Origin of the sequence: Rhodococcus sp. IEGM 1351, assembly GCF_030056875.1 — a bacterium.
Classification (GTDB): Bacteria; Actinomycetota; Actinomycetes; order Mycobacteriales; family Mycobacteriaceae; genus Rhodococcus_F; species Rhodococcus_F opacus.
Map to the genome: position 1 here is coordinate 22,065 of NZ_JASHKU010000003.1, position 23,623 is coordinate 45,687.

General features: G+C 66.9%; 25 protein-coding genes and 1 pseudogene. 13 read left to right on the forward strand and 13 right to left on the reverse strand.

All coding sequences use genetic code 11. From position 1 onward, the window contains the following. Window positions 1–56 precede the first annotated feature (56 nt). The 4 genes from QM806_RS06055 to QM806_RS06070 are packed head-to-tail and all read left to right on the forward strand — an operon-like array spanning window position 57 to window position 4,344. Window positions 57–1,028: a carbohydrate ABC transporter permease gene (locus tag QM806_RS06055; protein ID WP_375154209.1), complete on the forward strand. Its 972-nt coding sequence runs from the start codon at window positions 57–59 to the stop codon at window positions 1,026–1,028. Continuing rightward, the gene (locus tag QM806_RS06060; protein WP_054248867.1) at window positions 1,025–1,924 is read left to right on the forward strand and encodes a carbohydrate ABC transporter permease; all 900 of its coding nucleotides are present in this window, start codon (window positions 1,025–1,027) and stop codon (window positions 1,922–1,924) included. Before QM806_RS06055 ends, QM806_RS06060 begins: the two co-directional genes overlap by 4 nt. An 18-nt stretch (window positions 1,925–1,942) precedes the next feature. After that, complete coding sequence (locus tag QM806_RS06065; protein ID WP_005566793.1) at window positions 1,943–3,262, forward strand: ABC transporter substrate-binding protein; 1,320 nt, start codon at window positions 1,943–1,945, stop codon at window positions 3,260–3,262. A 17-nt stretch (window positions 3,263–3,279) separates the two neighbouring features. Further along, complete coding sequence (locus tag QM806_RS06070; RefSeq protein WP_283290742.1) at window positions 3,280–4,344, forward strand: ABC transporter ATP-binding protein; 1,065 nt, start codon at window positions 3,280–3,282, stop codon at window positions 4,342–4,344. A 3-nt stretch (window positions 4,345–4,347) separates the two neighbouring features. Here QM806_RS06070 and QM806_RS06075 read toward each other — a convergent pair whose 3' ends face one another. The 3 genes and pseudogenes from QM806_RS06075 to QM806_RS06085 form a co-directional block, all read right to left on the reverse strand. Next, window positions 4,348–6,297 carry a M13 family metallopeptidase gene (locus QM806_RS06075; RefSeq protein ID WP_283290744.1) on the reverse strand — a complete coding sequence of 650 codons (1,950 nt, stop codon included), beginning with the start codon at window positions 6,295–6,297 and terminating at the stop codon, window positions 4,348–4,350. Window positions 6,298–6,344: 47 nt separating this feature from the next. After that, window positions 6,345–6,650, reverse strand: a pseudogene (locus QM806_RS06080) (peptidase associated/transthyretin-like domain-containing protein); the annotation flags it as partial. Window positions 6,651–6,744: 94 nt separating this feature from the next. Further along, window positions 6,745–7,509, reverse strand: coding sequence for a pirin family protein (locus tag QM806_RS06085; protein ID WP_054248839.1), 765 nt, complete (start codon window positions 7,507–7,509; stop codon window positions 6,745–6,747). 345 nt (window positions 7,510–7,854) lie between these two features. Here QM806_RS06085 and QM806_RS06090 point away from each other — a divergent pair, with 345 nt between their 5' ends. Continuing rightward, complete coding sequence (locus QM806_RS06090) at window positions 7,855–8,034, forward strand: hypothetical protein (RefSeq protein WP_005253084.1); 180 nt, start codon at window positions 7,855–7,857, stop codon at window positions 8,032–8,034. A 52-nt stretch (window positions 8,035–8,086) separates the two neighbouring features. On the opposite strand, the gene couM is transcribed toward QM806_RS06090, so the two are convergent. Genes couM through couN form a run of 3 tightly spaced genes read right to left on the reverse strand, consistent with a single transcriptional unit; the run spans window position 8,087 to window position 10,391 of the window. After that, window positions 8,087–8,560, reverse strand: coding sequence for a p-hydroxycinnamoyl-CoA hydratase (gene couM, locus QM806_RS06095; protein WP_005243848.1), 474 nt, complete (start codon window positions 8,558–8,560; stop codon window positions 8,087–8,089). Between the two features lie 32 nt (window positions 8,561–8,592). Continuing rightward, entirely contained in the window at window positions 8,593–9,483 is an 891-nt protein-coding gene (couO, locus tag QM806_RS06100) for a 4-hydroxyphenyl-beta-ketoacyl-CoA hydrolase (protein WP_005566783.1), read from the reverse strand. Beyond that, entirely contained in the window at window positions 9,480–10,391 is a 912-nt protein-coding gene (gene couN, locus QM806_RS06105) for a 4-hydroxyphenyl-beta-hydroxyacyl-CoA dehydrogenase (protein WP_247252528.1), read from the reverse strand. Before couN ends, couO begins: the two co-directional genes overlap by 4 nt. A 114-nt stretch (window positions 10,392–10,505) precedes the next feature. On the opposite strand from couN, the gene couR reads away from it, so the two are divergent. The 5 genes from couR (at window position 10,506) to QM806_RS06130 (ending at window position 15,608) form a co-directional block, all read left to right on the forward strand. Then, window positions 10,506–10,946, forward strand: a complete 441-nt coding sequence (couR, locus tag QM806_RS06110; protein WP_005263606.1) for a MarR family transcriptional repressor CouR — start codon at window positions 10,506–10,508, stop codon at window positions 10,944–10,946. A gap of 6 nt (window positions 10,947–10,952) precedes the next feature. Continuing rightward, window positions 10,953–11,429, forward strand: coding sequence for a DUF3237 domain-containing protein (locus QM806_RS06115; RefSeq protein ID WP_005571411.1), 477 nt, complete (start codon window positions 10,953–10,955; stop codon window positions 11,427–11,429). Between the two features lie 6 nt (window positions 11,430–11,435). Next, a complete protein-coding gene (locus QM806_RS06120) occupies window positions 11,436–12,344 on the forward strand; it encodes a LysR family transcriptional regulator (RefSeq protein WP_005571413.1) in 909 nt (302 codons plus the stop codon). A 172-nt stretch (window positions 12,345–12,516) separates the two neighbouring features. Continuing rightward, the gene (locus QM806_RS06125) at window positions 12,517–13,842 is read left to right on the forward strand and encodes an MFS transporter (protein WP_120659624.1); all 1,326 of its coding nucleotides are present in this window, start codon (window positions 12,517–12,519) and stop codon (window positions 13,840–13,842) included. Next, the gene (locus QM806_RS06130) at window positions 13,839–15,608 is read left to right on the forward strand and encodes a CocE/NonD family hydrolase (RefSeq protein WP_210460753.1); all 1,770 of its coding nucleotides are present in this window, start codon (window positions 13,839–13,841) and stop codon (window positions 15,606–15,608) included. Before QM806_RS06125 ends, QM806_RS06130 begins: the two co-directional genes overlap by 4 nt. A gap of 43 nt (window positions 15,609–15,651) precedes the next feature. Here QM806_RS06130 and QM806_RS06135 read toward each other — a convergent pair whose 3' ends face one another. From QM806_RS06135 to QM806_RS06165, 7 genes are all read right to left on the reverse strand, one after another. After that, window positions 15,652–16,236 (reverse strand): DJ-1/PfpI family protein, encoded by a 585-nt coding sequence (locus tag QM806_RS06135; protein ID WP_005571416.1) that lies wholly within the window; start codon window positions 16,234–16,236, stop codon window positions 15,652–15,654. A 45-nt stretch (window positions 16,237–16,281) separates the two neighbouring features. Further along, window positions 16,282–17,817, reverse strand: coding sequence for a p-hydroxycinnamoyl-CoA synthetase (gene couL, locus QM806_RS06140; RefSeq protein ID WP_054247412.1), 1,536 nt, complete (start codon window positions 17,815–17,817; stop codon window positions 16,282–16,284). 55 nt (window positions 17,818–17,872) lie between these two features. Further along, the gene (gene couT / locus QM806_RS06145) at window positions 17,873–19,201 is read right to left on the reverse strand and encodes a p-hydroxycinnamate MFS transporter (protein ID WP_007299241.1); all 1,329 of its coding nucleotides are present in this window, start codon (window positions 19,199–19,201) and stop codon (window positions 17,873–17,875) included. Window positions 19,202–19,327: 126 nt separating this feature from the next. Next, complete coding sequence (gene couH, locus QM806_RS06150) at window positions 19,328–20,494, reverse strand: dihydro-p-hydroxycinnamoy-CoA dehydrogenase (RefSeq protein WP_133986183.1); 1,167 nt, start codon at window positions 20,492–20,494, stop codon at window positions 19,328–19,330. Between the two features lie 116 nt (window positions 20,495–20,610). After that, on the reverse strand, window positions 20,611–20,766 hold the full coding sequence (locus QM806_RS06155; RefSeq protein ID WP_005263616.1) for a DUF6131 family protein: 156 nt from the start codon (window positions 20,764–20,766) through the stop codon (window positions 20,611–20,613). 31 nt (window positions 20,767–20,797) lie between these two features. Next, window positions 20,798–21,004, reverse strand: coding sequence for a hypothetical protein (locus QM806_RS06160; RefSeq protein ID WP_005571421.1), 207 nt, complete (start codon window positions 21,002–21,004; stop codon window positions 20,798–20,800). A 72-nt stretch (window positions 21,005–21,076) separates the two neighbouring features. Further along, a complete protein-coding gene (locus QM806_RS06165; protein WP_005571422.1) occupies window positions 21,077–21,613 on the reverse strand; it encodes a hypothetical protein in 537 nt (178 codons plus the stop codon). Here QM806_RS06165 and QM806_RS06170 point away from each other — a divergent pair. From QM806_RS06170 to QM806_RS06180, 3 genes are read left to right on the forward strand one after another with little or no spacing between them, the layout of a single operon-like run. Continuing rightward, entirely contained in the window at window positions 21,613–22,050 is a 438-nt protein-coding gene (locus QM806_RS06170; RefSeq protein WP_245371752.1) for an alpha/beta hydrolase fold domain-containing protein, read from the forward strand. The two genes, QM806_RS06165 and QM806_RS06170, sit on opposite strands and share 1 nt — an antisense overlap. Next, window positions 22,047–22,685, forward strand: coding sequence for an alpha/beta hydrolase family protein (locus QM806_RS06175; protein ID WP_005571424.1), 639 nt, complete (start codon window positions 22,047–22,049; stop codon window positions 22,683–22,685). The genes QM806_RS06170 and QM806_RS06175 overlap by 4 nt, the downstream gene beginning before the upstream one ends. A gap of 41 nt (window positions 22,686–22,726) precedes the next feature. After that, window positions 22,727–23,623 carry an alpha/beta fold hydrolase gene (locus tag QM806_RS06180; RefSeq protein ID WP_005571425.1) on the forward strand — a complete coding sequence of 299 codons (897 nt, stop codon included), beginning with the start codon at window positions 22,727–22,729 and terminating at the stop codon, window positions 23,621–23,623.

Genomic DNA, 23,623 nt, shown 5'->3' on the forward strand with positions numbered 1-23,623 from the left:
CCTGATCTGACCAGTTGTCCCCGTAGCCCGCACAGTTCAATGTGCGGGCTACGGCAATTTACCGGCTATTCGTACACGGTCGTCAGACTGCCGCAGTGAGATCGAGTCCGGAACGAACCCTGCCGTCGCCGGGAAAGCAGGGATTGCTCGGGCGTCCGTGGCGGGACTACGCGCTGTTCGCAGCGCTGGTGGGTCCCAATCTGGTTCTGCTCGTTCTGTTCACCTACCGGCCCCTGGTCGACAACATCCGGCTGTCGTTCTTCGACTGGAACATCGCCGATCCCGTCGCCACGTTCGTCGGCTGGGACAACTACCGCGAATGGTGGAGCAGGCCCGACACCTGGCAGATCGTCGGGAACACCGTCGTGTTCACTGTCGCGACCGTGGTCGGATCGATGGTCGCCGGTCTCGCGCTCGCCGTGCTGCTGGACCGTAACCTGCACGGCCGCAACCTTGTACGCTCGGCGATCTTCGCGCCGTTCGTCATCTCGGGTGCCGCGATCGGCGTGGCGTTCCAGTTCGTGTTCGATCCCCGTTTCGGGTTGATCCAGGATCTTCTGCACCGTGCCGGGGTCGACTCCGTCCCCGACTTCTATCAGGATCCGCACTGGGCGCTGTTCATGGTGACGGTCACTTACATGTGGAAGAACCTTGGCTACACGTTCGTGATCTACCTTGCGGCACTGCAGGGTACGCGGCGCGAGTTGACCGAGGCCGCGGAGATCGACGGGGCGGGCCGGTGGACGACGTTCCGCCGGGTCGTCCTCCCGCAGTTGCGTCCGACCACCTACTTCCTCTCGATCACGGTGATGCTGGGCTCCCTTCAGGTGTTCGACATCATCAACGTGATGACCCGGGGCGGTCCACTCGGTACCGGAACCACCACGATGGTCTACCAGGTCTACAACGAGTCGTTCCGCAACTTCCGTGCCGGCTACGGCGCCACCGTGGCCACGATCATGTTCCTGGTCCTGCTCGGGATCACCGTCTATCAGGTGCGGATCATGGATCGCGGTGAGGTCCGGTGATCGCGGACACCGTGCGCGATCAGCGCAGCACGGAGGTGCCGGTGACAGCAGACGCGGCCCGTGACCATCGACGCCGGGAGGCGCTCGTGACGGCTCTGGGGTACGCCGCGATGGTGGCGGTGCTGGTCATGGTGGCCCTGCCGCTGTACTGGATCGTGATGACGTCCTTCAAGGATCGTCCGGACGTTTACACCCTGCCGGTGACCTGGTGGCCCGGCACCTTTCATCCCGAGAACTACTCCGAGGCCACCACCTCGGTGCCGTTCTGGACGTTCCTGCGGAACTCGGTGATCATCACCGGGGTGCTGGCCGTCGTGAAGTTCGCGCTCGGCGTGTTCAGCGCCTACGGGCTGGTGTTCCTGCGGTTCCCGGGCAAGAACCTCGTGTTCCTCGGCATCATCGCCGCGTTGATGGTGCCCAACCAGATTACGGTCATCTCCAACTACGCACTCGTCGCCGAATGGGGCTGGCGGAACAGCTTTCACGGCATCATCGTTCCGCTCGCCGGGGTCGCGTTCGGAACGTTCCTGATGCGCAACCACTTCCTGTCGATACCCACCGAGATCATCGAGGCCGCCCGGATGGACGGCGCAGGCCACTTCCGGCTGCTGTGGCGGGTGGTCCTGCCGGTGTCGGGCCCCACCATGGTGGCGTTCGCGATCATCACCGTCGTCACCGAGTGGAACGAATACCTGTGGCCGTTCCTGATGGCCGACGACGCCTCCGTCGCGCCGCTGCCGATCGGGCTGACCCAACTCCAGAACAACGACGGGCTCACCAACTGGGGCCCGGTCATGGCGGGAACGGTACTCACGATGCTGCCGATTCTCGCGGTTTTCCTTGTGCTGCAACGGCACATGATCAAGGGCCTCACATCGGGTGCGGTCAAGGGATAGCGGAGAACGAGGAGAGACATGAATCGGATGAACCGTCGAGGATTCCTCGGGCTGGCCGGCGCGGTGGCCGCCGGTGCCGCGCTGACGGCCTGCGCCGGGTCGGGGTCGGGCTCGTCGGCGGCGTCCGGTGCGGCCGGCGACGCGAACACCATCACGTTCTGGTCCAACCACCCCGGCAAATCGCAGGACGTCGAACGTGAACTGATCAACCGGTTCCAGGCGAAACACCCCGACCTCACCGTGAACCTCGTCGACGGCGGAAAGAACTACGAGGAGGTGTCGCAGAAGTTCAACGCGGCCCTGTCGGGCGGCGAACTGCCCGACGTCGTGGTCCTATCGGACGTCTGGTGGTTCAACTACGCGCTGACCGGTGCCATCGAACCGCTCGACGGACTGTTCGGCACGGTCGGCGTCGACTCCTCCGACTACGTCGACTCGCTGCTCGCCGACTACCTGTTCGAGGGCACGCACTACGCCCTCCCGTATGCGCGGTCGACGCCGCTGTTCTACTACAACAAGCAGGTGTGGGCGCAGGCCGGCCTGCCCGATCGCGGGCCCGCCACCTGGCAGGAGTTCGACGAGTGGGGTCCCGAACTGCAGCGGGTGATGGGCGGCGGCAAGCTGGCCCACGGCTGGGGTGACGCCAAGAACTACCTGGGCTGGACGTTCGAGGGACCGGTCTGGACGTTCGGCGGGGCGTACTCGGACCAGTGGGACCTGAAGTTCGGCGACGAGACAACGCTCGCCGCGGGGACGTTCCTGAAGGACATGATCCACACGAAGAAGTACGCGGCGGTGTCGAGCGACATCGCCAACGAGTTCGGTGCGGGCATCCTCGCGTCGACCATCGCCTCGACCGGTGACCTGTCGGGAATCACCAAGTCGGCCGCGTTCGACTTCGGCACCGCGTTCCTCCCCGCGTCGGGCGCCCCGGGCTGCCCGACCGGCGGCGCGGGCCTCGCGATTCCGGCGCGGATCTCCGACGAGCGCAAGAAGAACGCGCTGACGTTCATCGACTTCGTGACGAACGGTGAGAACACCGCGTACTTCTCCCAGAACGTCGGGTACATGCCCGTCCGCAAGTCCGCTGTCGAGGACCCGGGCATGAAGGCGTACCTCGACGCGAACCCCAACGCGCGCACCGCCGTCGACCAGCTCGCGAAGACCCGGTCGCAGGACTACGCCCGTGTGTTCGTGCCCGGCGGCGACCAGATCATCGGCACCGGACTCGAACAGATCGCGCTGCAGAACGCGGACGTGGCGACGACGTTCGCCGGCGTCGGGACGCAACTCCAGCAGATCATCGACCGCCAGATCACACCCAAGCTGCCCCAGTAGGAGGAGAAGGAACATCCATGGCCCACGTGCAGTTCGCAGGCGTCACCCACCGCTATTCCGGAGCCGATCGACCCGCGGTCGATCGGCTGGACCTCGACATCGCGGACGGCGAGTTCCTCGTCCTGGTGGGTCCGTCCGGGTGCGGTAAGTCGACCAGCCTGCGGATGCTGGCCGGCCTCGAAGCCGTCGAGGCGGGCCGCATCGAGATCGGCGGCACCGACGTCACCGCGCTGCCACCCCGGGCGCGGGACGTGGCCATGGTGTTCCAGAGTTACGCGCTCTACCCGAACATGACCGTCGCCGACAACATGGGTTTCGCGCTCCGCAACGCCGGCGTCGGGAAGGTGGAACGCACCGCCCGGGTGCTGGAAGCGGCGCGGATCCTCGAACTCGAACCGCTGCTGGATCGCAAACCGGCGAAACTGTCCGGCGGGCAACGTCAACGGGTCGCGATGGGCCGGGCGATCGTGCGGCACCCGAAGGTGTTCTGCATGGACGAACCGCTGAGCAACCTCGACGCCAAGCTGCGGGTGAGCACCCGCTCGCAGATCGCGGGCCTGCAGCGCAGGCTCGGTACGACCACCGTGTACGTCACCCACGACCAGGTGGAGGCCATGACGATGGGTGACCGGGTTGCGGTGATGCAGGGCGGGCGCCTCCAGCAGGTCGCCCGGCCCCGCGATCTCTACGACAACCCGGTCAACACGTTCGTCGCCGGGTTCATCGGCTCACCCGGGATGAACCTCATGGACACCCCGATCCGCGACGGCGTCGCCGAACTGGGCGACCTGCGTATTCCCGTGCCGCGCTCGGCGATCGGGGACGGTTCCGTGATCGTCGGGGTGCGCCCGGAGTCGTGGACACTGGTGGGGTCGTGGCGCAAGGACTCGTACACGGTCGAAACCGACCAGCTCGAGGAACTCGGGGCGGAGTCCTTCGTGTACGCGTCCGGCACATCCGGGAAGGTGGTGGTGCGGGTGGACCGCACGCGCACCGTCGCCGCGGGGGAGAGGGTGCACCTGCAGCCGAAACCCGGCGAGGTGTACTTCTTCTCCGCGGCGACGGGTGACCGTCTGCGGTAGTCGCTACCAGATCTTGACGCGCTCCTGCGGATCCAGATACAGGGCGTCACCCGGCTGGACGTCGAACGCGTCGTGGAACGTGTCGAGGTTGCGGACCACGCCGTTGCAGCGGAACTCCGGCGGCGAGTGCGGGTCGACGGCCAGCCGGCGGAGCGCCTCGGCGTCCCGGGCCTTGGTGCGCCACACCTGCGCCCAGCCGAAGAACACCCGCTGGAGACCGGTGAGGCCGTCGAGAACCTCGGGCTCGGCCCCTTCCGCGGCGATCCGGTACGCCGCGATGGCGATGGACAGGCCACCGAGGTCGCCGATGTTCTCACCGATGGTGAACTCACCGTTCACGGTGTGGCCGGGCAGCGCCTTCGGCTCGAACTCGTTGTACTGCTCGATCAGCGCCTTCGTGCGCTTGCCGAACTCGGTCCGGTCGTCGTCGGTCCACCAGTCGACCATGTTGCCGTCGCCGTCGTACTTGGCGCCCTGATCGTCGAAGCCGTGGCCGATCTCGTGACCGATGACGGCACCGATTCCGCCGTAGTTGGCGGCGTCGTCGGCTGCGGCGTCGAAAAACGGCGGCTGCAGAATGGCTGCGGGAAAGACGATTTCGTTCATGCCCGGGTTGTAGTAGGCGTTGACCGTCTGGGGTGTCATGAACCACTCGTCGCGGTCGACGGGGCCACCGAGCTTCGCGAGGTCGCGGTCGTACTCCGCCGCGTAGCCGCTGCGGTAGTTGCCGACCAGGTCGTCGCGGGAGATGGTGACGGCCGAGTAGTCGCGCCACTTGTCGGGGTAGCCGATCTTGGGCGTGAACTTCTCCAGCTTGCGCAGCGCCGCCTGCCGCGTTTCGGGGCTCATCCAGTCCAGGTCGGAGATGTTGCGCCGGTACGCCTCCTGCAGGTTGGCGACCAGTTCCTGCATGCGGGCCTTCGCGTCGGCCGGGAAGTGGCGTTCGACGTAGAGCTTGCCGACGGCCTCGCCCAGCAGATCCTGCACCAGGGACACGCCGCGCTTCCAGCGCTCACGGATCTCCTCGGCGCCGGTCAGCGTCTTCCCGTAGAACGCGAAGTTCTCGTCGACCAGGGCCTGCGTGAGGTACGGGGCGCGGGAGCGGATGACGTTCCACGTCGCCCACGCCTTCCAGTCTTCGAGGTCCTCGGACGTCCACAGCTCGGTCAGGGTGGTGAGGAAGTCGGGCTGGCGGACCACGATCTCGGCGAACTGCTCGGACGTGCCGCCGAGTGCGCCGATCCACGCCGACCAGTCCAATCCGGCGGGCAGCTGGTCGAGGGTGAGCAGGTTGTAGCTCAGCTCGGCGTCTCGACGCTTCACGACGTCCCAATGACCGGCCGCGATCTTGGTTTCCAGGTCGAACACGCGCTGCGCGTCGTAGCCGACGCCGGCGAGGGCGAACATCTTCGCGATGTGCTTCACGTACGCCGCGCGGATCTCCGCGTAGTCGTCCTGGCGGTAGTACGACTCGTCGGGCAGGCCGATGCCCGACTGACTGAAGTGGACGAGGTAGCGCTCGGAGTTCTTCGCGTCCGTGTCGACGTAGTGACCGACGGCACCGCCGACCCCGGTGCGCTGCTGGCGGCCGATGACGGCGGCGAGCGCCGAGAGGTCGGCGGCCGAGGCCACGTCGGCGAGCTCACCGGCGATCGGTGCGAGCCCCGCGGCCTCGACCACGTCCGCGTCCATGAAGCTGCCGTACAGGTCGCCGATGCGCTGCGCGTCGGTCCCCGGCGCCGCGCCGGAGTCCGCCGCCTCCTCGATGATGGTCTGGACGTCGACCTCGGCCTTGTCGTACAGCGTGCGGAACGCGCCGTCGATCGCCCGGTCCGCGGGAATCTCGTAGTCGTCGATCCACTTGCCGTTCACGTGGACGAACAGGTCGTCCTGGGCGCGGGTGTCGTTGTCGAGGTGAGTGAGGTCGATGCCGGAGCGCTGAGCCGTGGTCATGCGTTCCATCCTTACACCGTTCCGCGCCGGGAGGTCCACCACTGCGCTCAGGGCGAAACAAACTGCTCGGCGACGGTCAGCAGGCCGGCGTCGTCGTAGATGCTGTCGGTGGAGTTGTTCACGTTGTTCTCGCGTCCGGTGTGGTCGGAGTACGGCGCGGTCGCGTACACGTCGTCGAGCAGGGCCTCGTCGAAGAACAGCTGGGTGGTGAGCAACGCCTTCTTGTCGATGTGCACCTCGAGGTGGATGTAGGTGGTCCGGCTGATGTACCAGCCGGGGAAGACCGTGGTGAACTGGGCGATGCCGTACGCGTCCGTGGTCTGGGCGCCGCGCAGGTAGGTGCCGTCGTTCGTGAGGTCCTGCAGCCGCAGTGCGAGCTCGGCGCTCGTCGTCGTGGCGCACGAACCTGCACGCAGCGTGCCGTCCGGCTGTGAACTTGCCGGAAACTCAGCCGCCGAGGCGGGCGTGCATCTCCCAGACGAGGACCTCGGCGCCGGAGTGCGAGGAGACCTGCTGGCCACCGGAGGCGCTCAGCCGGACGGCGTCGCCCTCGTACAGGGTGCCGACGCCCTCCATCTCGGCGGTGCCCCGGGCGACGAAGACGTGGAGGAACGGCGCCTCGGGAAGTGTCACCGGTGCGCCGGGGAAGAGTCGCGCGACATGAAGGGCCGCGTGCTTGTTGTTGATCCGGATCGCCGAATTGTCCTTGTATTCCGGCATTCCGGACGCAACAGGCACCAGCCCGCCCTCGAGGATCTCGTCCTCGATCTCGAGTTGTTCGTAACTCGGAGTGAGGCCGGCTTCGTCGGGTACCACCCACATCTGGACGAAATGCACCGGCTCGTGGTGCTGGTCACCCTCGAGGCGCCAGCTGTCGTTCTTTTCTGAATGCATGATGCCCTTGCCTGCGCTCATGCGTTGCGCAAGGCCGGGATAGATGATGCCGGAGTGGCCGATCGAATCCTGATGCACGAGCGAGCCGCGCAGCACCCACGTGACGATCTCCATGTCCTTGTGCGGATGCGTGTCGAATCCCTGACCGGGGAGCACGGTGTCGTCGTTGTTCACGAGGAGCAGCCCGTGGTGCGTGTTGTCGGGGTCGTAGTGCTGGCCGAAGGAGAACGAATGTTTCGAATCCAACCAGGAAATCTTGGTTTTCAGCCGATCGCCGGCACGATGAACATAGACGTGAGGTGTGGTGACTGCTGGCATATCGGTCCTCCTTCGGGTGGTACCCGGTCCAGAGTACGAGGTGCCGGCTGCAGGTACTCGCAAGACGGTGTCGATTGTGCATCGAATTCATCGCCTGCCGGCAGCGGTGGAGGGCCCGCATCGAAGGCGAAATGAGGTTGCGCAGTGCGACATTGGAGTACTGAGCGCTCGTAAGGCGGTGTTCGGCAACAGCTTTCGCCGACGGCGAGAAGAGCGTGAAAGACGGGCGTCCAGTTCGTGCCGCCGCGAATGCCCGCTTCGGCCGGGCCCGCGGCGTACAGTTCGAATTGTGCGTCCGGAAGTCGCAGGATTTGCGGCACGTTCGCACACAGCGGAAGGAGCGTGATGAAGGCGAATTCGGATCGACACGATCAGCACCTCCCCGAGCACCAGCGGATCGCAGACCTCGTCGACGACATGGAAGACCGGCTGGTGGCCGAGCGTGAGGCGAAGGGAATCGCGGGAAACGCGTCCGAGCGGAAGCAGGCGGAACAGCTCGAGCCCGACGATCAGGCTCCCGAGTAACGCCTGTGAGTACTTGTCAACCGCGGGCGGTTGACAAGTACTCACGGGTGGGTCACTCGAAGAAGCGGTACACGGCCTCGACGACTACCGCGGGACGCTCGCTGCCCTCGAGTTCGATCTGTCCGGCGACGGTCACCTGGACGCCGCCCTTGGGCAGTTCCTCGACGGACTGCAGCGTCGCGTTGAGGCGGACGCGTCCTTCCGCGGGCACGGGGTTGGTGAATCGGACCTTGTTGAGACCGTAATTGACGGCCATGGTGACGCTGTCGACGGTCAGTACCTCGTCCCACATGGGGATGATCAGCGACAACGTGAGGTAGCCGTGGGCGATGGGCCCGCCGAACGGGCTCTCCGCCGTGGCGCGCTCGGGGTCGACGTGAATCCACTGGTGATCGTCGGTGGCGTCGGCGAACGTGTTGATCCGCTGCTGGGGGATGTCGATCCACGAGCTGGTGCCCAGCGACTGGCCCTCGAGCGCGGCGAGGTCGGCCAGGGTGGCGACGCGGGTGGTGGTTGCGGTGGTCACGCTAAGTCTCCTGGTGGTTCGGTGGGGCCGGGTCAGTGCTTGATGCCGAGAACGCGCAGCGCGTTCTGCTTGAAGATCAGGGGCGTGACCTCGGGTTTGATGTCGAGGTTCTCGAAGTCCTTCATCCAGCGGTCGACCTGGATGACGGGGAAGTCGGAGCCGAACAGCACCTTGCCGCGGAGCATGCTGTTGGCGGCCTTGACCAGCTGCGGCGGGAAGTACTTCGGTGACCACCCGGACAGGTCGATGAAGACGTTGGCCTTGTGGGTGGCGATGGAGATCTGCGAGTCGACCCACGGCACCGACGGGTGGGCCATGATCACGGTGAGGTCGGGGAAGTCGGCGGCGACGTCGTCGAGCAGCATCGGGTCGGAGTAGCGCAGTTTGATGCCGTGGCCGCCGGGCAGCCCGGCGCCGATCCCGGTCTGACCGGTGTGGAACAGGGCGGGGACCCCGGCCTCGGTGATGGCCTCGTAGAGCGGGTAGAACTGCCGGTCGTTGGGTTCGAATCCCTGCATGCTGGGGTGGAACTTGAACCCCTTCACACCGTATTCGTCGACGAGCCGGTGCACGCGCCGCACGGCGGCCTTGCCCTGCCAGGGGTCGACGGATCCGAACGGGATCAGGACGTCGTTGTGGCGGGCCGCGCCCTCGGCGATCTCCTCGACCGAGTTGGCGGCGTGTCCGCTGGCCGAGGCCGCGTCGACGGTGAACACGACCGCGGCCATGTTGCGGGAGCGGTAGTGGTCGGCGATCGCGTCGATGGACGGGGTGCGTTCCTCGCCGGACTTGAAGTACTTCTCCGAGGCGGCCATCAGTTCGTCGTCGAGGGACCGGTGCCCGCAGCCGTCGATCTCGACGTGGGTGTGGATGTCGATGGCGTCGATCTTGTCGAAGTCGATGCCGTATTCGTAGCGGCTCATTTCGCCATCAGCTCCTCGGGGAACTCCTCGCCGACGGACTGGACGGCGTCGCCGAACGTGCCGGCCCACTGGGCAGCGATGTCGTCGGCCGACCAGCCACCGTCGTGGTACTCGACCGCGGTCAGGTCGGGGTGCGACCACAGCGCGAGGCGGTCGCCACCGACGGCGAAGGCCTGGCCGGTGATCTCGGCTGCCGCGTCGGACGCGAGGAACGAGATGATGCCTGCGGCGTCCTCGGGGGTGCCCAGGCCCACCTCGCGGCGGATGATGTCGGGGAGCGGCTCGCCGTTCTTCATGCCCTCGATGTAGGGGGCGAGGAACGGGACGGTCTCGGTCATCGCGGTCGCGGCGACGGGGCAGACGGCGTTGGCGGTGATGCCCGCGCGCTGTAGTTCCATCGCCCAGGTGCGGACCATGCCGACGATGCCGGACTTGGCGCCCGAGTAGTTGGTCTGCCCAAAGTTGCCGCGCTGGCCGGCGGGGGACCCGATGCAGATGATGCGACCACCGTCGCCCTGCTCGCGGAACTTCAGGACGGCTTCGCGGACGCAGGTGAACGTGCCGCGCAGGTGCACATTGATGACGGCGTCGAAGTCGTCGTCGGTCATCTTCCACAGCACCTTGTCGCGAAGGATGCCGGCATTGGTGACCATGACGTCGAGGCGTCCGAATGCGTCGACCGCGCCGGCGACCAGCTTCTGGGCGGTTTCGGTGCTGCCGACCGGGGCGACGACGGCGACGGCCCGGCCGCCCGCGGCGGTGATCTCGGCGACGGCGGCGTCGGCGGTGGCCTGGTTGACGTCGTTGATCACGACCGCGGCGCCGTGCCGCACCAGGTCCTTGGCGTAGGCCAGTCCGAGGCCCTGTCCGCTGCCGGTGACTACGGCGACTTTGTTGCTGAGGTCCATGTCGTGATTCTCCTAAGGTCGTGTTCGCTGGATCACACGTAATCATTGATGATTGAGAATGTCAATGATTAAGATCTGCTACTCTACCGACAATCGTCAGAAGGGGGTCGTCGCATGGCAGAGTCGCAGGCGTTATCGGACGACATCGGGTTCCTGCTCTCGCGCGTCGGCGGAATGGTGCTGGGCGCGGTCAACAAGGCCCTCGTTCCCACCGGGCTGCGGGTGCGTTCCTACTCGGTCCTGGTCCTCGCGTGTGAGCAGGCCGAGGGCGTCAACCAGCGCGGGGTGGCCGCCACCATGGGTCTCGACCCCAGTCAGATCGTGGGCCTGGTCGACGAACTCGAGGAACGCGGACTCGTCGTGCGCACCCTCGACCCCTCGGATCGCCGCAACAAACTGATCGCGGCCACCGACGAGGGACGCCGGCTCCGCGACGACGCCAAGGCACGTGTCGACGCGGCCCACGGACGCTACTTCGAGGGCATCCCCGACACGGTGGTGAACCAGATGCGGGACACGTTGCAGAGCATCGCCTTTCCCGCCTTCGTCGAGTAGGGCGCGATGACCGAGCTCCTCGCCCCGGCCCCGCCCGGGATGTCGTTCCTCGCCACGTTCGTCGTGGAGGTTGCCGAGCCGGTGGAGATCGGATCCACGCCCGAGGGAACACGTCGCATCATCCCCATCCTCGGTGGCCGGGTCGAGGGCCCCGAGCTGCGGGGCACCGTGCTGCCGGTCGGGGCGGACTTCCAGCTGCTCAGCTCGTCCACGCTCACCGAACTCGAGGCCAAGTACGCCATCGAGACCGACGACGGCGACCGTATCTACGTCACCAACTTCGGGCTGCGCTCGGGTACCGCCGAAGACATCGCCCGACTGGTCGACGGCGAGGCCGTGCCGCCCGAGCGCATCTACTTCCGCTGCACCCCACGGCTCACCGCCGCCGAGGGCCGGTGGTCGTGGCTGCGCTCGCGGATCCTCGTCGGCACCGGCGAACGCCTCCCCGGCGAGGTGCGTCTCACGGTGTTCGTGGTGGACTGACCGGCCGTGGAGATCCGCTGGATGAAGTCGTTCGTCGCGGTCGCCGAGGAACTCAACTACGGCCGGGCGGCCGAGGTGCTGCACATCGCGCAACCGGCCGTGAGTCAGCAAGTGCAGCAACTCGAGAAGCGCCTCGGCGTGAAACTGTTCGACCGCACCACGCGATCGGTCCGGCTCACCGCGGCGGGGGAGCGCTTCCTGCAGCCGTGCAAGGACGCGCTCGCCGGAATCGACCGCGCCGTCGATGCCGCGGTGATCGCGGATCCGGCGGTCGAGGGTCGCGTCCGGGTCGGGTTCAGCGGCGCCTACGGGCAGACCGAATTGTCTTCTCTGGCACGGTCGGTGCGCCGTCGGTACCCGCTGATCGATCTCGTCCTCGAGGGGGCGACGGTCAGTGGGCAGATCCTCGACGAAATCTGGGAGGGGCAACTCGACCTCGGGATCGTCTCGGACGCGGTGTCCCACCCCCATGTGCTCACGCGGCAGATCTCGGTGGAGTACCTCAGTGCGCTGCTCCCGAGCGATCACCCACTCGCCGCACGGGAGTCGATCGACCTCGCCGAACTGCGCGACGAAACCTTCGTCGCGAATCCCGCCGCCACCGGATCCACGCTCCGCCGCGATCTGCTCGCCGCGTGCCGGGATGTCGGGTTCACGCCGAACATCGTGCAGGAGACCACCGACGGCATCGTGCTGACCGCCCTCGTCGCGGCCGGGGTCGGTGTGGCGCTCGTGCCGGGTGACGTCCAGACGTATCCCAATCGGGTGGTGCTCGTTCCCCTCGACGCCGGCCGATACGAAGTCCGGGCCGCGCTGGCCTGGTCGGACCGTCCCGTATCGCCCGTCGTGCAGACGGTTCTCGACCTCGCCGCCGACGTGCTGCCGTCGTCGGACGCCGCCCCCGACGAGCAATAACGATCGCTTATCAATCGGTGCCGATACTGCTCTTGGACGGTGATCGGTTTCTTTGGCAGAGTCTCCCTCGGCGGCAGCGGATGTGACCTGGACAACTCCGATCCCCGGTGCCGCACCCGCCTCGAGGCCTCTCCGAACTCCCGGATGCCCTTCACATTCAGGTAGGAACCACATGACTTCCACATTCGACGGCCGCGACATACGCGCCGACACGAGCGTCCGGTCGCCCCACGCGCGCCGGGCAGCCCTGGCCTCCTTCGTGGGCAGCACACTCGAGTACTACGACTTCTTCATCTACGCCTCCTTCTCCGCGCTCGCGTTCAACACCCTGTTCTTCCCAGATCTCGGTTCATTCTGGGGGACCATCGTGTCGATGGCGACCATCGGGATCGGGTACGTCGTCCGGCCTCTCGCAGCCCTCGTCTTCGGCCACTTCGGGGACACCCTCGGCCGTAAGCGGATGCTGGTGGTGACGCTCGTGATGATGGGCGTGGCCACGTCGCTCATCGGCTGCCTGCCGACGTACGGAGCGATCGGCGTCGCGGCGCCGATCCTGCTGGTGCTGCTCCGGGCCGTCCAAGGTGCGTCGGCGGCGGGCGAGTCGGCGGGAGCCGCGTCCCTGGCGCTCGAACACGCACCCGCCGATCGCCGGGCGCTTGCGGCGAGCTGGGTGAACACCGGTGCCGCCGCGGGAATGCTGCTGGCATCGCTGGTCGTCCTCGTGTTCTCCGGACTGCCCGAGGACGCCTTCCTCAGCTGGGGATGGCGTATCCCGTTCCTGCTCAGCATCTTCGTCGCACTCGCCGGGCTCGTCATCCGCCGGATGCTGCCCGAGAGCGAGGTGTTCGAGGAGGCCGTGTCGACCGACGAACCCAAGGAAATGCCGGCGAAGGTGATCTTCCGCGACCACTGGCCGAGCGTGCTGCGGGTCGTGGGTTGCGGCCTGTTCGCGGTGGTCTCCACCATCTTCAGCGCCTTCGCCCTGTCGTGGGGCACCCACGAGGCCGGTGTGTCCCGGACCGTCATGGTCGGCGCGACCGTGCTCACCGCCGCACTCGCGCTCGTGGCCCAGCCCGCCGCGGGGATCCTCGCCGACCGGATCGGACGCAAGCCGATCTTCATCACCGGCAATCTCGTCTGCGCCGTCGCCATCTCCGGATTCTTCTGGGCGGTCAGCCAGCGTTCGACGGCCCTGATCCTGATCACCGCGTGCGTCGTGATGGTGGCCGGCTACTCGCTCGTCAACGCCGTCGGTCCCGCGCTGTACGCCGAGATGTTCGAGACGCGCATCCGGTATTCGGGCATGGCGATCTCCGGGCAGCTGGCGTTGGTGGCCACCGGATTCGCCCCCACCATCGCCGCGGCGCTCGTCCGGCCCGGACCGAACGGCTGGATTCCGGTGGCCGTGTTCACCGCGTGCTGCTGCCTGGTCAGCGCGCTCACCACGCTCACGGTCCGGGAAACCTACCGGACCAGCACCACCGACCTCGGCAAATGACCGCACTCCCGTCGAAAGTGACCGAACCTGTGAAACACGATGTACTGATCGAGAACGACGTCGAGGCGACGATGCGGGACGGGGTGGTTCTGCGCTCGACCGTGTACCGCCCGAACGGATCCGGACGCTTCCCGGTTCTGCTCACCCGCACCCCGTACGGCCGCGACCTGTCCGTGAACTCGGGCTACCTCAACCCCGCTACCGTCGCGGCCACCGGATTCGTCGTCATCATGCAGGACGTCCGCGGCAGATTCGGCTCGGACGGCGAGTTCGTGCCGTCCGAGAACGAAGGTCCGGACGGTTACGACACGGTGCAGTGGGCCGCCGAACTGCCGTATTCGACCGGCGCCGTGGGCATGTGGGGGCGGTCGTACTTCGCCGAAACCCAGTGGCGTGCAGCCCAGGAGAAGCCGCCGGCCCTGCGCGGCATCGCCCCGGGCATCTCCGCAGGCGGCAACGCGCGGTCCGGTGGACTCGTGCGCGGCGGCGCGGTGGAATTCGGTGCCCGGCTCGGGTGGGGGCACTACTCGGCCGGACCGGCCGAGATCGCGAAACTGTCCCGGACCGATCCCGTCCGCGCGGAACGTGAGTGGGCGTCGTGGGCGCGGATCGACCGGGCGATGTCCGAGGACACGTTCTTGGACATCCTGCCCGTCCGCGACATGGCCGTGGACGCCCCGGCGTTCTTCGCGTCGCCGATCGTCGAATCGCTGGGATTCCCGATCGATCACCCCACCCGCGACCTGTGGGACAGCGCGAGCGACCGGGCCGTCGACCTCCCCTCGCTGCACATCGGGGGGTGGTACGACATCTTCGTGAACAGCACCCTCGACCAGTACTTCGGCCAACTGGCGCACGGTGATTCCGGTGCGGCCCCCGCGCCGTACCTGATCGTGGGCCCGTGGAGTCACACCAACTTCTCCGGGCTCGGTGGCTCGGTGGTGTTCGGCAGTCCCGCGAACCAGGCGGTGCTCGACTCGGGGCAGGACCTGTCGTCGGTTCACGCGCAGTGGTACGCGTCGGTGCTCGGCGACGAGGAACCCGCCATGCCCCGGGTCCGGATCTTCGTGATGGGCGAGAACCGGTGGCGGACGTACGACCGCTTCCCGGAACCCGCGCGCACCGCCGAATTCTTCCTGGCTCCCGGCGGAACCCTCGTCGCGGAAGCGGAGCGGACCGACGGGTGCGTCGACTACGACTACGACCCGGCGGATCCGGTGCCGACGGTCGGTGGGGCGACGATGATGCCGGGAACGTTCGCGCCCGGCGCACTGGAACAGAGCCGCGTCGAATCCCGCGACGACGTCCTCGTGTTCACCGGTGAGGCACTCACCGAGCCGTTGACGGTGATCGGCCGGGTGTCCGCGACACTGTTCGCGTCGTCCAGTGCGGTCGACACCGATTTCGTCGTGCGACTGTGCCGGGTGACCGCGGACGGCACGTCGATCACGCTCACCGACGGCATGGTGCGGGCCCGCTACCGCGACTCCTACCGGACGCCCGGGACGTACACGTCCGCCGAACCGAGCCCGCTCGTGCCCGGGGAGGTGTACGAGTACGCGATCGACCTGTGGTCCACGGCCGTCACCTTCCAGCCCGGCGAGCGGATCCGGGTCCACGTGACGTCCAGCAACCATCCCCGCTGGGACCGCAACCTGAACACCGGCGAATCTGCCTACGAATCCTCGGAATTCGTGGTCGCCCACCAGACCGTGCACACGGGGGAGCGGTACCCCAGCCGCGTGTCGCTCTCCGTGGTGCGCTGACGCGCCCGTGAGTACTTATTAACCGCGGGTGGTTAACAAGTACTCACAGGGGGCGAGGGTCGTACTGGATATAGCGGCGCACCTCGCGCGCCCGCTCCGCTCCGGCGAAGCGGGCGACGAGGTGCAGTGCCATGTCGATACCCGCGGAGACACCGGCCGACGTGATCACGTCGCCGTCGTCGACGAATCGATCGTCCGGGCGCACGTCGATGGTCGGATCGATCTCCGCCAGCAACGCCAACGACGCCCAATGCGTCGTAGCCGGCCTGTCTTTCAGCAGGCCGGCTTTCGCGTAGACCAGGGAACCCGTGCACACGCTGGTCATCAACGGAACGACGGCGCGCTGGCGGCGCACCCAGTCGAGATGGGCGTCGTCGAGCAGTTGTGGCCGCGTGCCCTGACCGCCGGGATGGAGCAGCACGTCGAGGGGCGGCGCGTCGGCGTGGGAATGATGAGCGCCCAGGACGAGGCCCTTGGCGCACTGCACACTCCCGCCCGACGCGGAGAGGCAGGACACGGTGTATCCGTCGTCCGGGTACATGCGCGTCCACGCGGACAGCACCTCCCACGGCCCGACGGCGTCCAACTCCTCGACGCCGTCGAACAACACGATCCCGATGTGCTTCATTCCATAATGCAAGCACGCTCGTGAGTACTTGTTAACCGCCCGCGGTTAAGAAGTACTCACAGGCTGCGAAGCGGCAAGCTTGCGCAGGTCAGGTTTGCGGATCTTGCCGGTGGCGGTGCGGGGGAGTGCCTCCGCGATCTGGATGAACGTGGGAATCTTGAAGCCCGCGAGCTTTTCTCGCAGCCGGACGCGCACCGTCTCCTCGTCGAGGGTCGTGCCGTCGGCGGCGACGACGAAGGCCATACCGGTCTCACCCCACTTCTCGTGGGGGACGCCGATCACCGCCGCCTCCCGGATGCCCTCCAGTCTCAGCAGTGCCGCCTCGACCTCGGCGGGGTAGACGTTCTCGCCGCCCGAGATGTACATGTCCTTGTAGCGGTCGCAGATGAAGAGGAAACCTTCGTCGTCGAAGTAGCCGGCGTCGCCGGTGTGCAGCCAGCCGTCGACGATCGTGCGGGCGGTCGCCTCGGGCTGATTCAGGTAGCCGAGCATCACGTTCGGGCCCTTGGCGACGATCTCGCCGATCTCGTGCGGTTCGGCGCTCGACCCGTCCGGACGCACGACGTCGACGTCGGTGAAGAACGTCCGTTTGCCGGCGGACCCGATCTTGGTGCGCACGTCCGCGCTCGACAGCATGGTCACCGACGGCGCGGTCTCCGTCAGGCCGTACGCCTGCGTGATCGCGACGTCCCGGTCCTGCCACGGGGAGATCAACGCTTCGGGTAGCGGAGCCCCGGCGACGCAGATGGCCCGCAGACTGGACACGTCGGCGTCCGCGAACCGGGGGTGGTGCCAGAGTTCCTGGATCATCGTGGGGACCGCGAAGAACGTGGTGATGCGTTCCTTCTCGATCGTGTCGAGGACGACGCCGGCATCGAACTTGCGCAGCAGCACCACGGTGCCGCCGTTGAGCAGTGTCGGTGTGACGGCGCCGCCGATCCCGCCGATGTGGAACAGCGGCGCCACCGACAGCGTGCGTTCCTTCGACGTCATGTCCTGGGCGAGAAGCTGGTTCAGCGCGTTCCACAGCATGTTGCCGTGGCTGAGCATGACACCCTTCGGTGCTCCGGTGGTGCCCGACGAGTACATCAGCACGGACAGGTCGTCGAGGCCCACCTGCTCGTCGATGCGGGTGTCCGGCTGCCCGGCGCGCACGCCCTCGTACGTGTGGGTGGACCACGAGTTGCCCAGGCCGATCCAGGTGGTGACCGGGGTGTCCGACTTCGCCAGCTTCTGCGCGACGTCGGCCTGCTGATCGCCGAATATCACTGTGGTGCAGCGTGAATCGACGAGCACGTAGCGAGCTTCCTCGGCGGTGAGGCGTGCGTTGAGCGGGAGATACGTGGCACCGAGCAGCCCGGCCGCGAACATCACCTCGAGCGCCGCGGGGTCGTTGAAACCGAAGAAGCCGACGCAGTCACCCTTCTCGACGCCGAGGGCGCGCAGGCCGTGGGCGAGTCGGCGGGTCCGCAGGGCCATCTCCTCGTACGTGACGGCCCGTCCGTCGAAGACGAGCGCCTCGTTCTTCGGCGTCATGGTGATGCGGCGCTCGAGCCACGAGCCGATGCCTTCGTTGTCCATGGTGACTCCTCGTTCTCTTCGAAGCTACTCTCGAGCTTGTGGCGGGATGGGTGCGTCAGGCCGACGGGGTCTCGGCGCTCAGGTCGTTGTCCTTGCTCTCCTTCGTCGCGACGAGGAAGACGGCGCTGACCACGCACAGTGCGATGATGAACAACCCGACCGGGAGGATCGACTTGCCGGACGAGGCGAACAGCGACGCCAGGATGACGGGGGTGAATCCCGCGCCGATGAGGGTGGCCAGCTGGTATCCGAGCGACGCTCCGGTGTAGCGCGCCCGGGTGCCGAACTGCTCGGAGATGAACGCGGCCATCGGACCGTAGGTGGCCGAGTGGCAGAGGGTGTAGCCGACGAAGGCGAGCGCGACGAACGGGAACTGTCCCGTGCTGAGCAGCAGGAACAGTGGGTAGACGCTGAGGATCATCGCGCCGAGTCCCGCGAGCATGACCGGGCGGCGGCCGATCCGGTCGGACAGTCGCGCAGATCCGAGGACCAGGAAGATCGCACAGAACTGGCAGAAGGAGAACGCCAGCAGCGCGTCGGACCGCGGGGCGCCGCTCGACACGGCGTAGGTGATGGCGAACGTGGTGAATGCAGTCTGCATTCCGAAGCTCGCGATGCAGCTCATCGACGCCACGACGACCGCGCGGGGCCGCTTCAGGATGGTGACGATGGGCGGGGTGGTCTCCTTCTTCGCGGATTCCTTCAGCGCCGCCGTGAACAGCGGGCTCTCCGACACCTTGGACCGGATGAACAGGCCGAGAGCCAGCATGAATGCCGAGATCAGGAACGGGATGCGCCAGCCCCACGTCAGGAACTGCTCGTCGGGGAGAAGCGACACGGCCGCCAGCGCGAGCGTGCCGAGCAGCGCGCCGGTGGGGGCGCCCGCGTTGGTGAACGCCGCTGCGAATCCGCGCTTGCCGGATTCGGCGTGCTCGAGCGACATCAGCGCTGCGCCACCCCATTCGCCGCCGACGGCGAGTCCCTGGCAGACGCGGAGCAGTACGAGGATCACCGCGGCCCAGGACCCGATCATCTCCGGCGGCGGAATGAGCCCGATCGCGAACGACGCGATGCCCATGACGGTCATCGAGATCAGCAGCATGGCCTTGCGGCCGACGGTGTCCCCGAAGTGACCGAAGACGATTCCGCCCAGGGGGCGCGCGACGTAGCCGGCGGCGAACGTTCCCATCGATGCGATGCTCGCGGCCAGAGGGTCCAGATCGGCGAAGAACACCGGACCGAAGACGAGGGACGCTGCGGTGGCGTAGAGCAGGAAGTCGTAGAACTCGATGGTGCTGCCCAGGTAGCTCGACAGGATCACCCTGCGAACTTCCTTCTTGCGTTGGGTGGCCGACATGGTGCCGGCGGTGGCGGTGACCGTCATCGATACTCCTTGGCCGAGCGTGGGACAACAGAGCGGATCGCGCGTGTAGCGCGGATCACAATTAAACATTAATCATTGAAGTTGTCAATGGAAGAGATCGCCAACGCTTCGGCTGAATCGGACCCGTCAGGCACGCGTGAGCTTGCGCCCGATGATTTCCTTCATGATCTCGGTGGTGCCGGCGTAGATCGGCCCGCCGCGGCAGTCGAGGTAGTCCTGGGCGACGTCGTACTCGCGCATGTATCCGTAGCCGCCGTGCAGTTGAACCGCGCGCTGGACGACCCGCTGCTGCAGCTCGGTGATCCACCATTTGGCCATCGCCGCGGTCACCTCGTCGAGGGTGCCGTGTGCGGCGTCGAGGATGCAGCGGTCGGTGAAGCACTGCGCGATCTCGATCTCGGTGGCGAGTTCCGCGAGGTAGAAGCGGTTGGCCTGGAAGTCGGCCACCCTCTGGCTGAACGCGGTCCGATCGCAGCTGTACGTCAGGGCCTGGTCGAACGTGCGTCGCATCGACGCCATGGACGTGACGGCCACGCTGAGGCGCTCCTGGGGCAGATTGTCTCCCAGGTAGCCGAAGCCGTCGTTCAGTTCACCCAGGACGTTCTCGCGGGGGATGCGGACGTCGTCGAATACGAGCTCGGCGGTGTCCTGGGCGGTCAGGCCGACCTTGTGCAGCGGCCCGTTGCGGGTGAAGCCGGCCGTCCCGTCCTCGACCACCAGCAGGCTCACGCCCTTCTTGCCCGCTGCCGGATCCGTCTTGGCTACGACTATCACGAAGTCGGCGAGCATTCCGTTGCTGATGAAGATCTTGGTGCCGTTGAGGACCAGATCGTTCCCGTCGGGGAGGGCGGTCGTGGAGATCGCGGCCAGGTCGCTGCCCGCACCGGGCTCCGTCATGGCGATGGCACCGATCTTCTCGCCGGTGCACAAGGGCGTCAGGAACCGATGCTTCTGCTCCTCGTTCGCCAGCGAGACGAGGTAAGGGGTGACGAGGTCGTTGATGCCCGCCAGGCCCATCACCACGGCAGGGGCCCCGACGCGGCAGAGTTCTTCGATGACGATGGCGTTGAAACGGAAGTCGTCGATTCCGCCGCCGGCGAATCGCTCCTCGACATTGATCCCGAGGAGCCCGAGCTTGCCGGCCTGGCGGAAGACGTCCCGGTCGACCTGTCCCGCGTCGGCCCAGTCGCGAAGATGCGGGGCGACGTCACGTTCGGCGAACCGGCGCACCGTTTCCCGAAACGCATCGTGATCGGCGTCGAAAATGGTCCGTTCCAGTGCAACCGAAGACATGCGAGGTTCCTTTCGACGGCACGCGTGCGGCGCACGCATGCATACTCGAAAGGAACCTAACTATCAATCATTGATAATGTCAATGATTGATTATGTCGAACGGATGAGCGCCGACGTCAATACCAGTACTTCCGCCCGCCGACCGCGCGGCCCGTCGTGCCCAGCAGTAGCAGCACGAGGCCGATGACGAGAAGGATGATTCCAATCGTCGTGAGGATGGAAATCCCCGCGACGAGGCCGATGACGAGCAGGATGATCCCGAGAACGATCACGGTCTTCCCTCTTTCGGTTGACGGTCTGGAACTACTGACTCGGTTGCGGCACTTCACAATCGATCTTCGGGTTCACACCCGCGTAGTTGAGTGGTCCGGCGATCACGGTGACCGCGATCGTTCCGGCGCTGGCGCAATCGGCCGTCGTGTCCTTGAAGTAACCGCGCTGCCACACGGCAACGGCGCCGATGATCAGCCAAATGATCACGATGAGCGTCACGAGCCGTCCGATACGCATTTCCGACCTCCCGTGTGGGCACCGGCGCAAGGCCGATGCACGTGTCGTACTCGAACGCTATGTCCTCGAACGCTATGTCGACGACGTGTCGGTCGGCTTCGCGTGTGCTCCATGGGTATTCGTGGAGTCCGTGCCGGTGGGCCGACCGTTGGCAGGCCCTGCACCCGTGGTTCGGGCATCGGTGGCGCGAGCGTTCGTCGGCCCCGTTCCAGTGGTCCGAGCGTCGGTGGCTCTGGCGTCGTTCGGCGGAGTGTCCGTCGTCTTGACGTCGGGATCGAGCTCGTCGGCCCGCTGCCACTCGTGCTTCAGGTCGTCCCGAGACGTGGTCGCCGTGTTCTGGTGCGTTTGCGCGTCGACCTGCAGTCTCTTGGCCTCGGCCGCCTTGGCCTCTGCTTCCGCTTGAGCCCTTCTGGCGTCGGCCGCAGTCTCCTCCGCGATCGCCTCACGCTTCTCGACGACGGATGTCTGCTCCTGTGCCCTCGCGCGGATGCTGTCGGCCTCCTGGTGGCGGCGCTCGTTGCGCTTGCGTGATGCCGCAACGAGCAGCGCGATGACGGCGAGCACGACGACGATCGCGACGATGATCCAGATGATGGTCATGGTGTCCATTGGCTACTCCCAGCAGTCGTGTTGTTAAGGTACCCCGCACCGAAACCCGGCAAACAGACCGAGAGCCAATCGCAATCAACCGTCGGATTTCGGCACGACAGAGGGTGCGGGCGAATGAGGACATGGGGGCCGGCTACCTCCCAGACCGCAGCCTGTCTCTCGACCCCCGCGTCTCACCGATCGAGGGCGACCTGACGGCAGTGGCACCCGCCATCGTGTGCGGGGCCGGATGTGATCCCCTCCGAGATCACGCCCCCGCGTACGCCGCTGTGCTGGAGGCCGCCGGCGTGCCGGTTCGACTCCGGATCTCCCCGGGCATGCTGCACGGGTACTGGAGCACGGGCGTCGTGCCACGCGCCAACGAACTCGCGGACCAGCCGTGCGAAGAACTGGCGGAGTTGCACGCGCCGGAGCAGGCCGACATTCCACTACCGTGAACCGCATGAGCGAGTTGCTGGAACGTGACGGTGTGCGCGGACATCTCCATCACCCCGAGGGTGACGGGGTGGCGGGGCTGGTCCTGACGCATGGAGCGGGAAGTGACTGCGACACAAAGCTGTTGCGCGCCGTGACCGACGGGTTCGTGGAGCGGGGGGTCGTCGTGCTGCGGTTCGATCTCCCGTTCCGTCAGCGCCGCGCGTCGGGTCCGCCGCATCCGTCGAAGGCGGCGGAGGACCGGGACGGCATCGCGGCCGCGGTGGCCGTGATGCGGGAGCTGGTGACGGCGCCGGTGTGGGCCGGCGGGCACTCGTACGGCGGGCGGCAGGCGTCCATGTTCGCTTCGGAGCGACCGGGTCTCGTCGACGCCCTGTTGTTGCTGTCGTACCCGCTGCATCCGCCGGCCAAGCCGGAGAAGCTCCGCACCGAGCACCTGCCCGGTCTCCGCACCCCGTCCGTGGTGGTGCACGGTTCGAAGGACCCGTTCGCGAGCACCGACGAGATGCGGTCGGCGGTCGAACTGATCCCCGCACCGACGACGCTCGTCGAACTCGAGGGAGCCCGCCACGATCTGGCCCCGGACCGGTTCCCGGTGGTCGAACGCGCGGTCACAGCCATGCTCGACCTTCTGTAGGGCGGTCGGGGACGGCCACACGTGGTCGGTATGTTCGGTGAATGAGCAACGTGCAGACGGACGCGCCCCGCTGGTTCACCACGGCGTTGGCGTCGCCGGTCGACACCGGCCGGGTCGACGTCGCCGGTGCACAGGTTCACTACCGTGCGTGGGGGCCGTCGGGATCACCGGGAATCGTGCTCGTTCACGGCGGCGCCGCCCACAGCCGGTGGTGGGACCATGTGGCACCCATGCTGGCCACGGACCGTCGCGTCGTCGCCCTCGACCTCACCGGGCACGGCGACAGCGACCGGCGCGCGGAGTACGGCCTGGAGCAGTGGGCGGAAGAAGCCCTGGCGGTGGCGAAGCCGGCGGGTATCTCGGGGGCGCCGGTGTTCGTCGGGCACAGCATGGGCGGCATGGTGTCCTACGTGGCCGCGCAGCTGTTCGGCGAGGATCTGGCGGGTGTCGCGCTGATCGATTCGCCCGTCCTCGCCCGCACACCGGAGGAGGAAGAAGCGCGGAAGCAGCGTGCCTTCGGTCCGAAGAAGGTCTACCCGTCCAGGGCCGAGGCGCTCGAGCGGTTCCGGTTCGTCCCGCCGCAGGACACCGCGGTGCCCGCGGTCCTGCGGCACGTCGCCGAGAACTCGATGGAGGAGGTGGACGGCGGCTGGGCGTGGAAGTTCGACTCCGCGTTCTTCGCGCGTCACGGCAGCGATCACCTGGGCGGATCCGACCCACGCTGCCGGATCGCCTACTTCCGCGCCGAGAACGGCATCGTCACCGACACCATGATGGACGGCATGCGCCGCCGGTTCGGGCCCACTGCGGTGGTGGTCGAGATCCCCGACGCCGGACACCACGTGATGATCGACCAGCCGCTCGCGCTGGTCGTGGGTATCCGGACGGTGCTCGCGTCGTGGGACGTCGAAGATTCAGTGGCCGGGATGCCGGGCTGA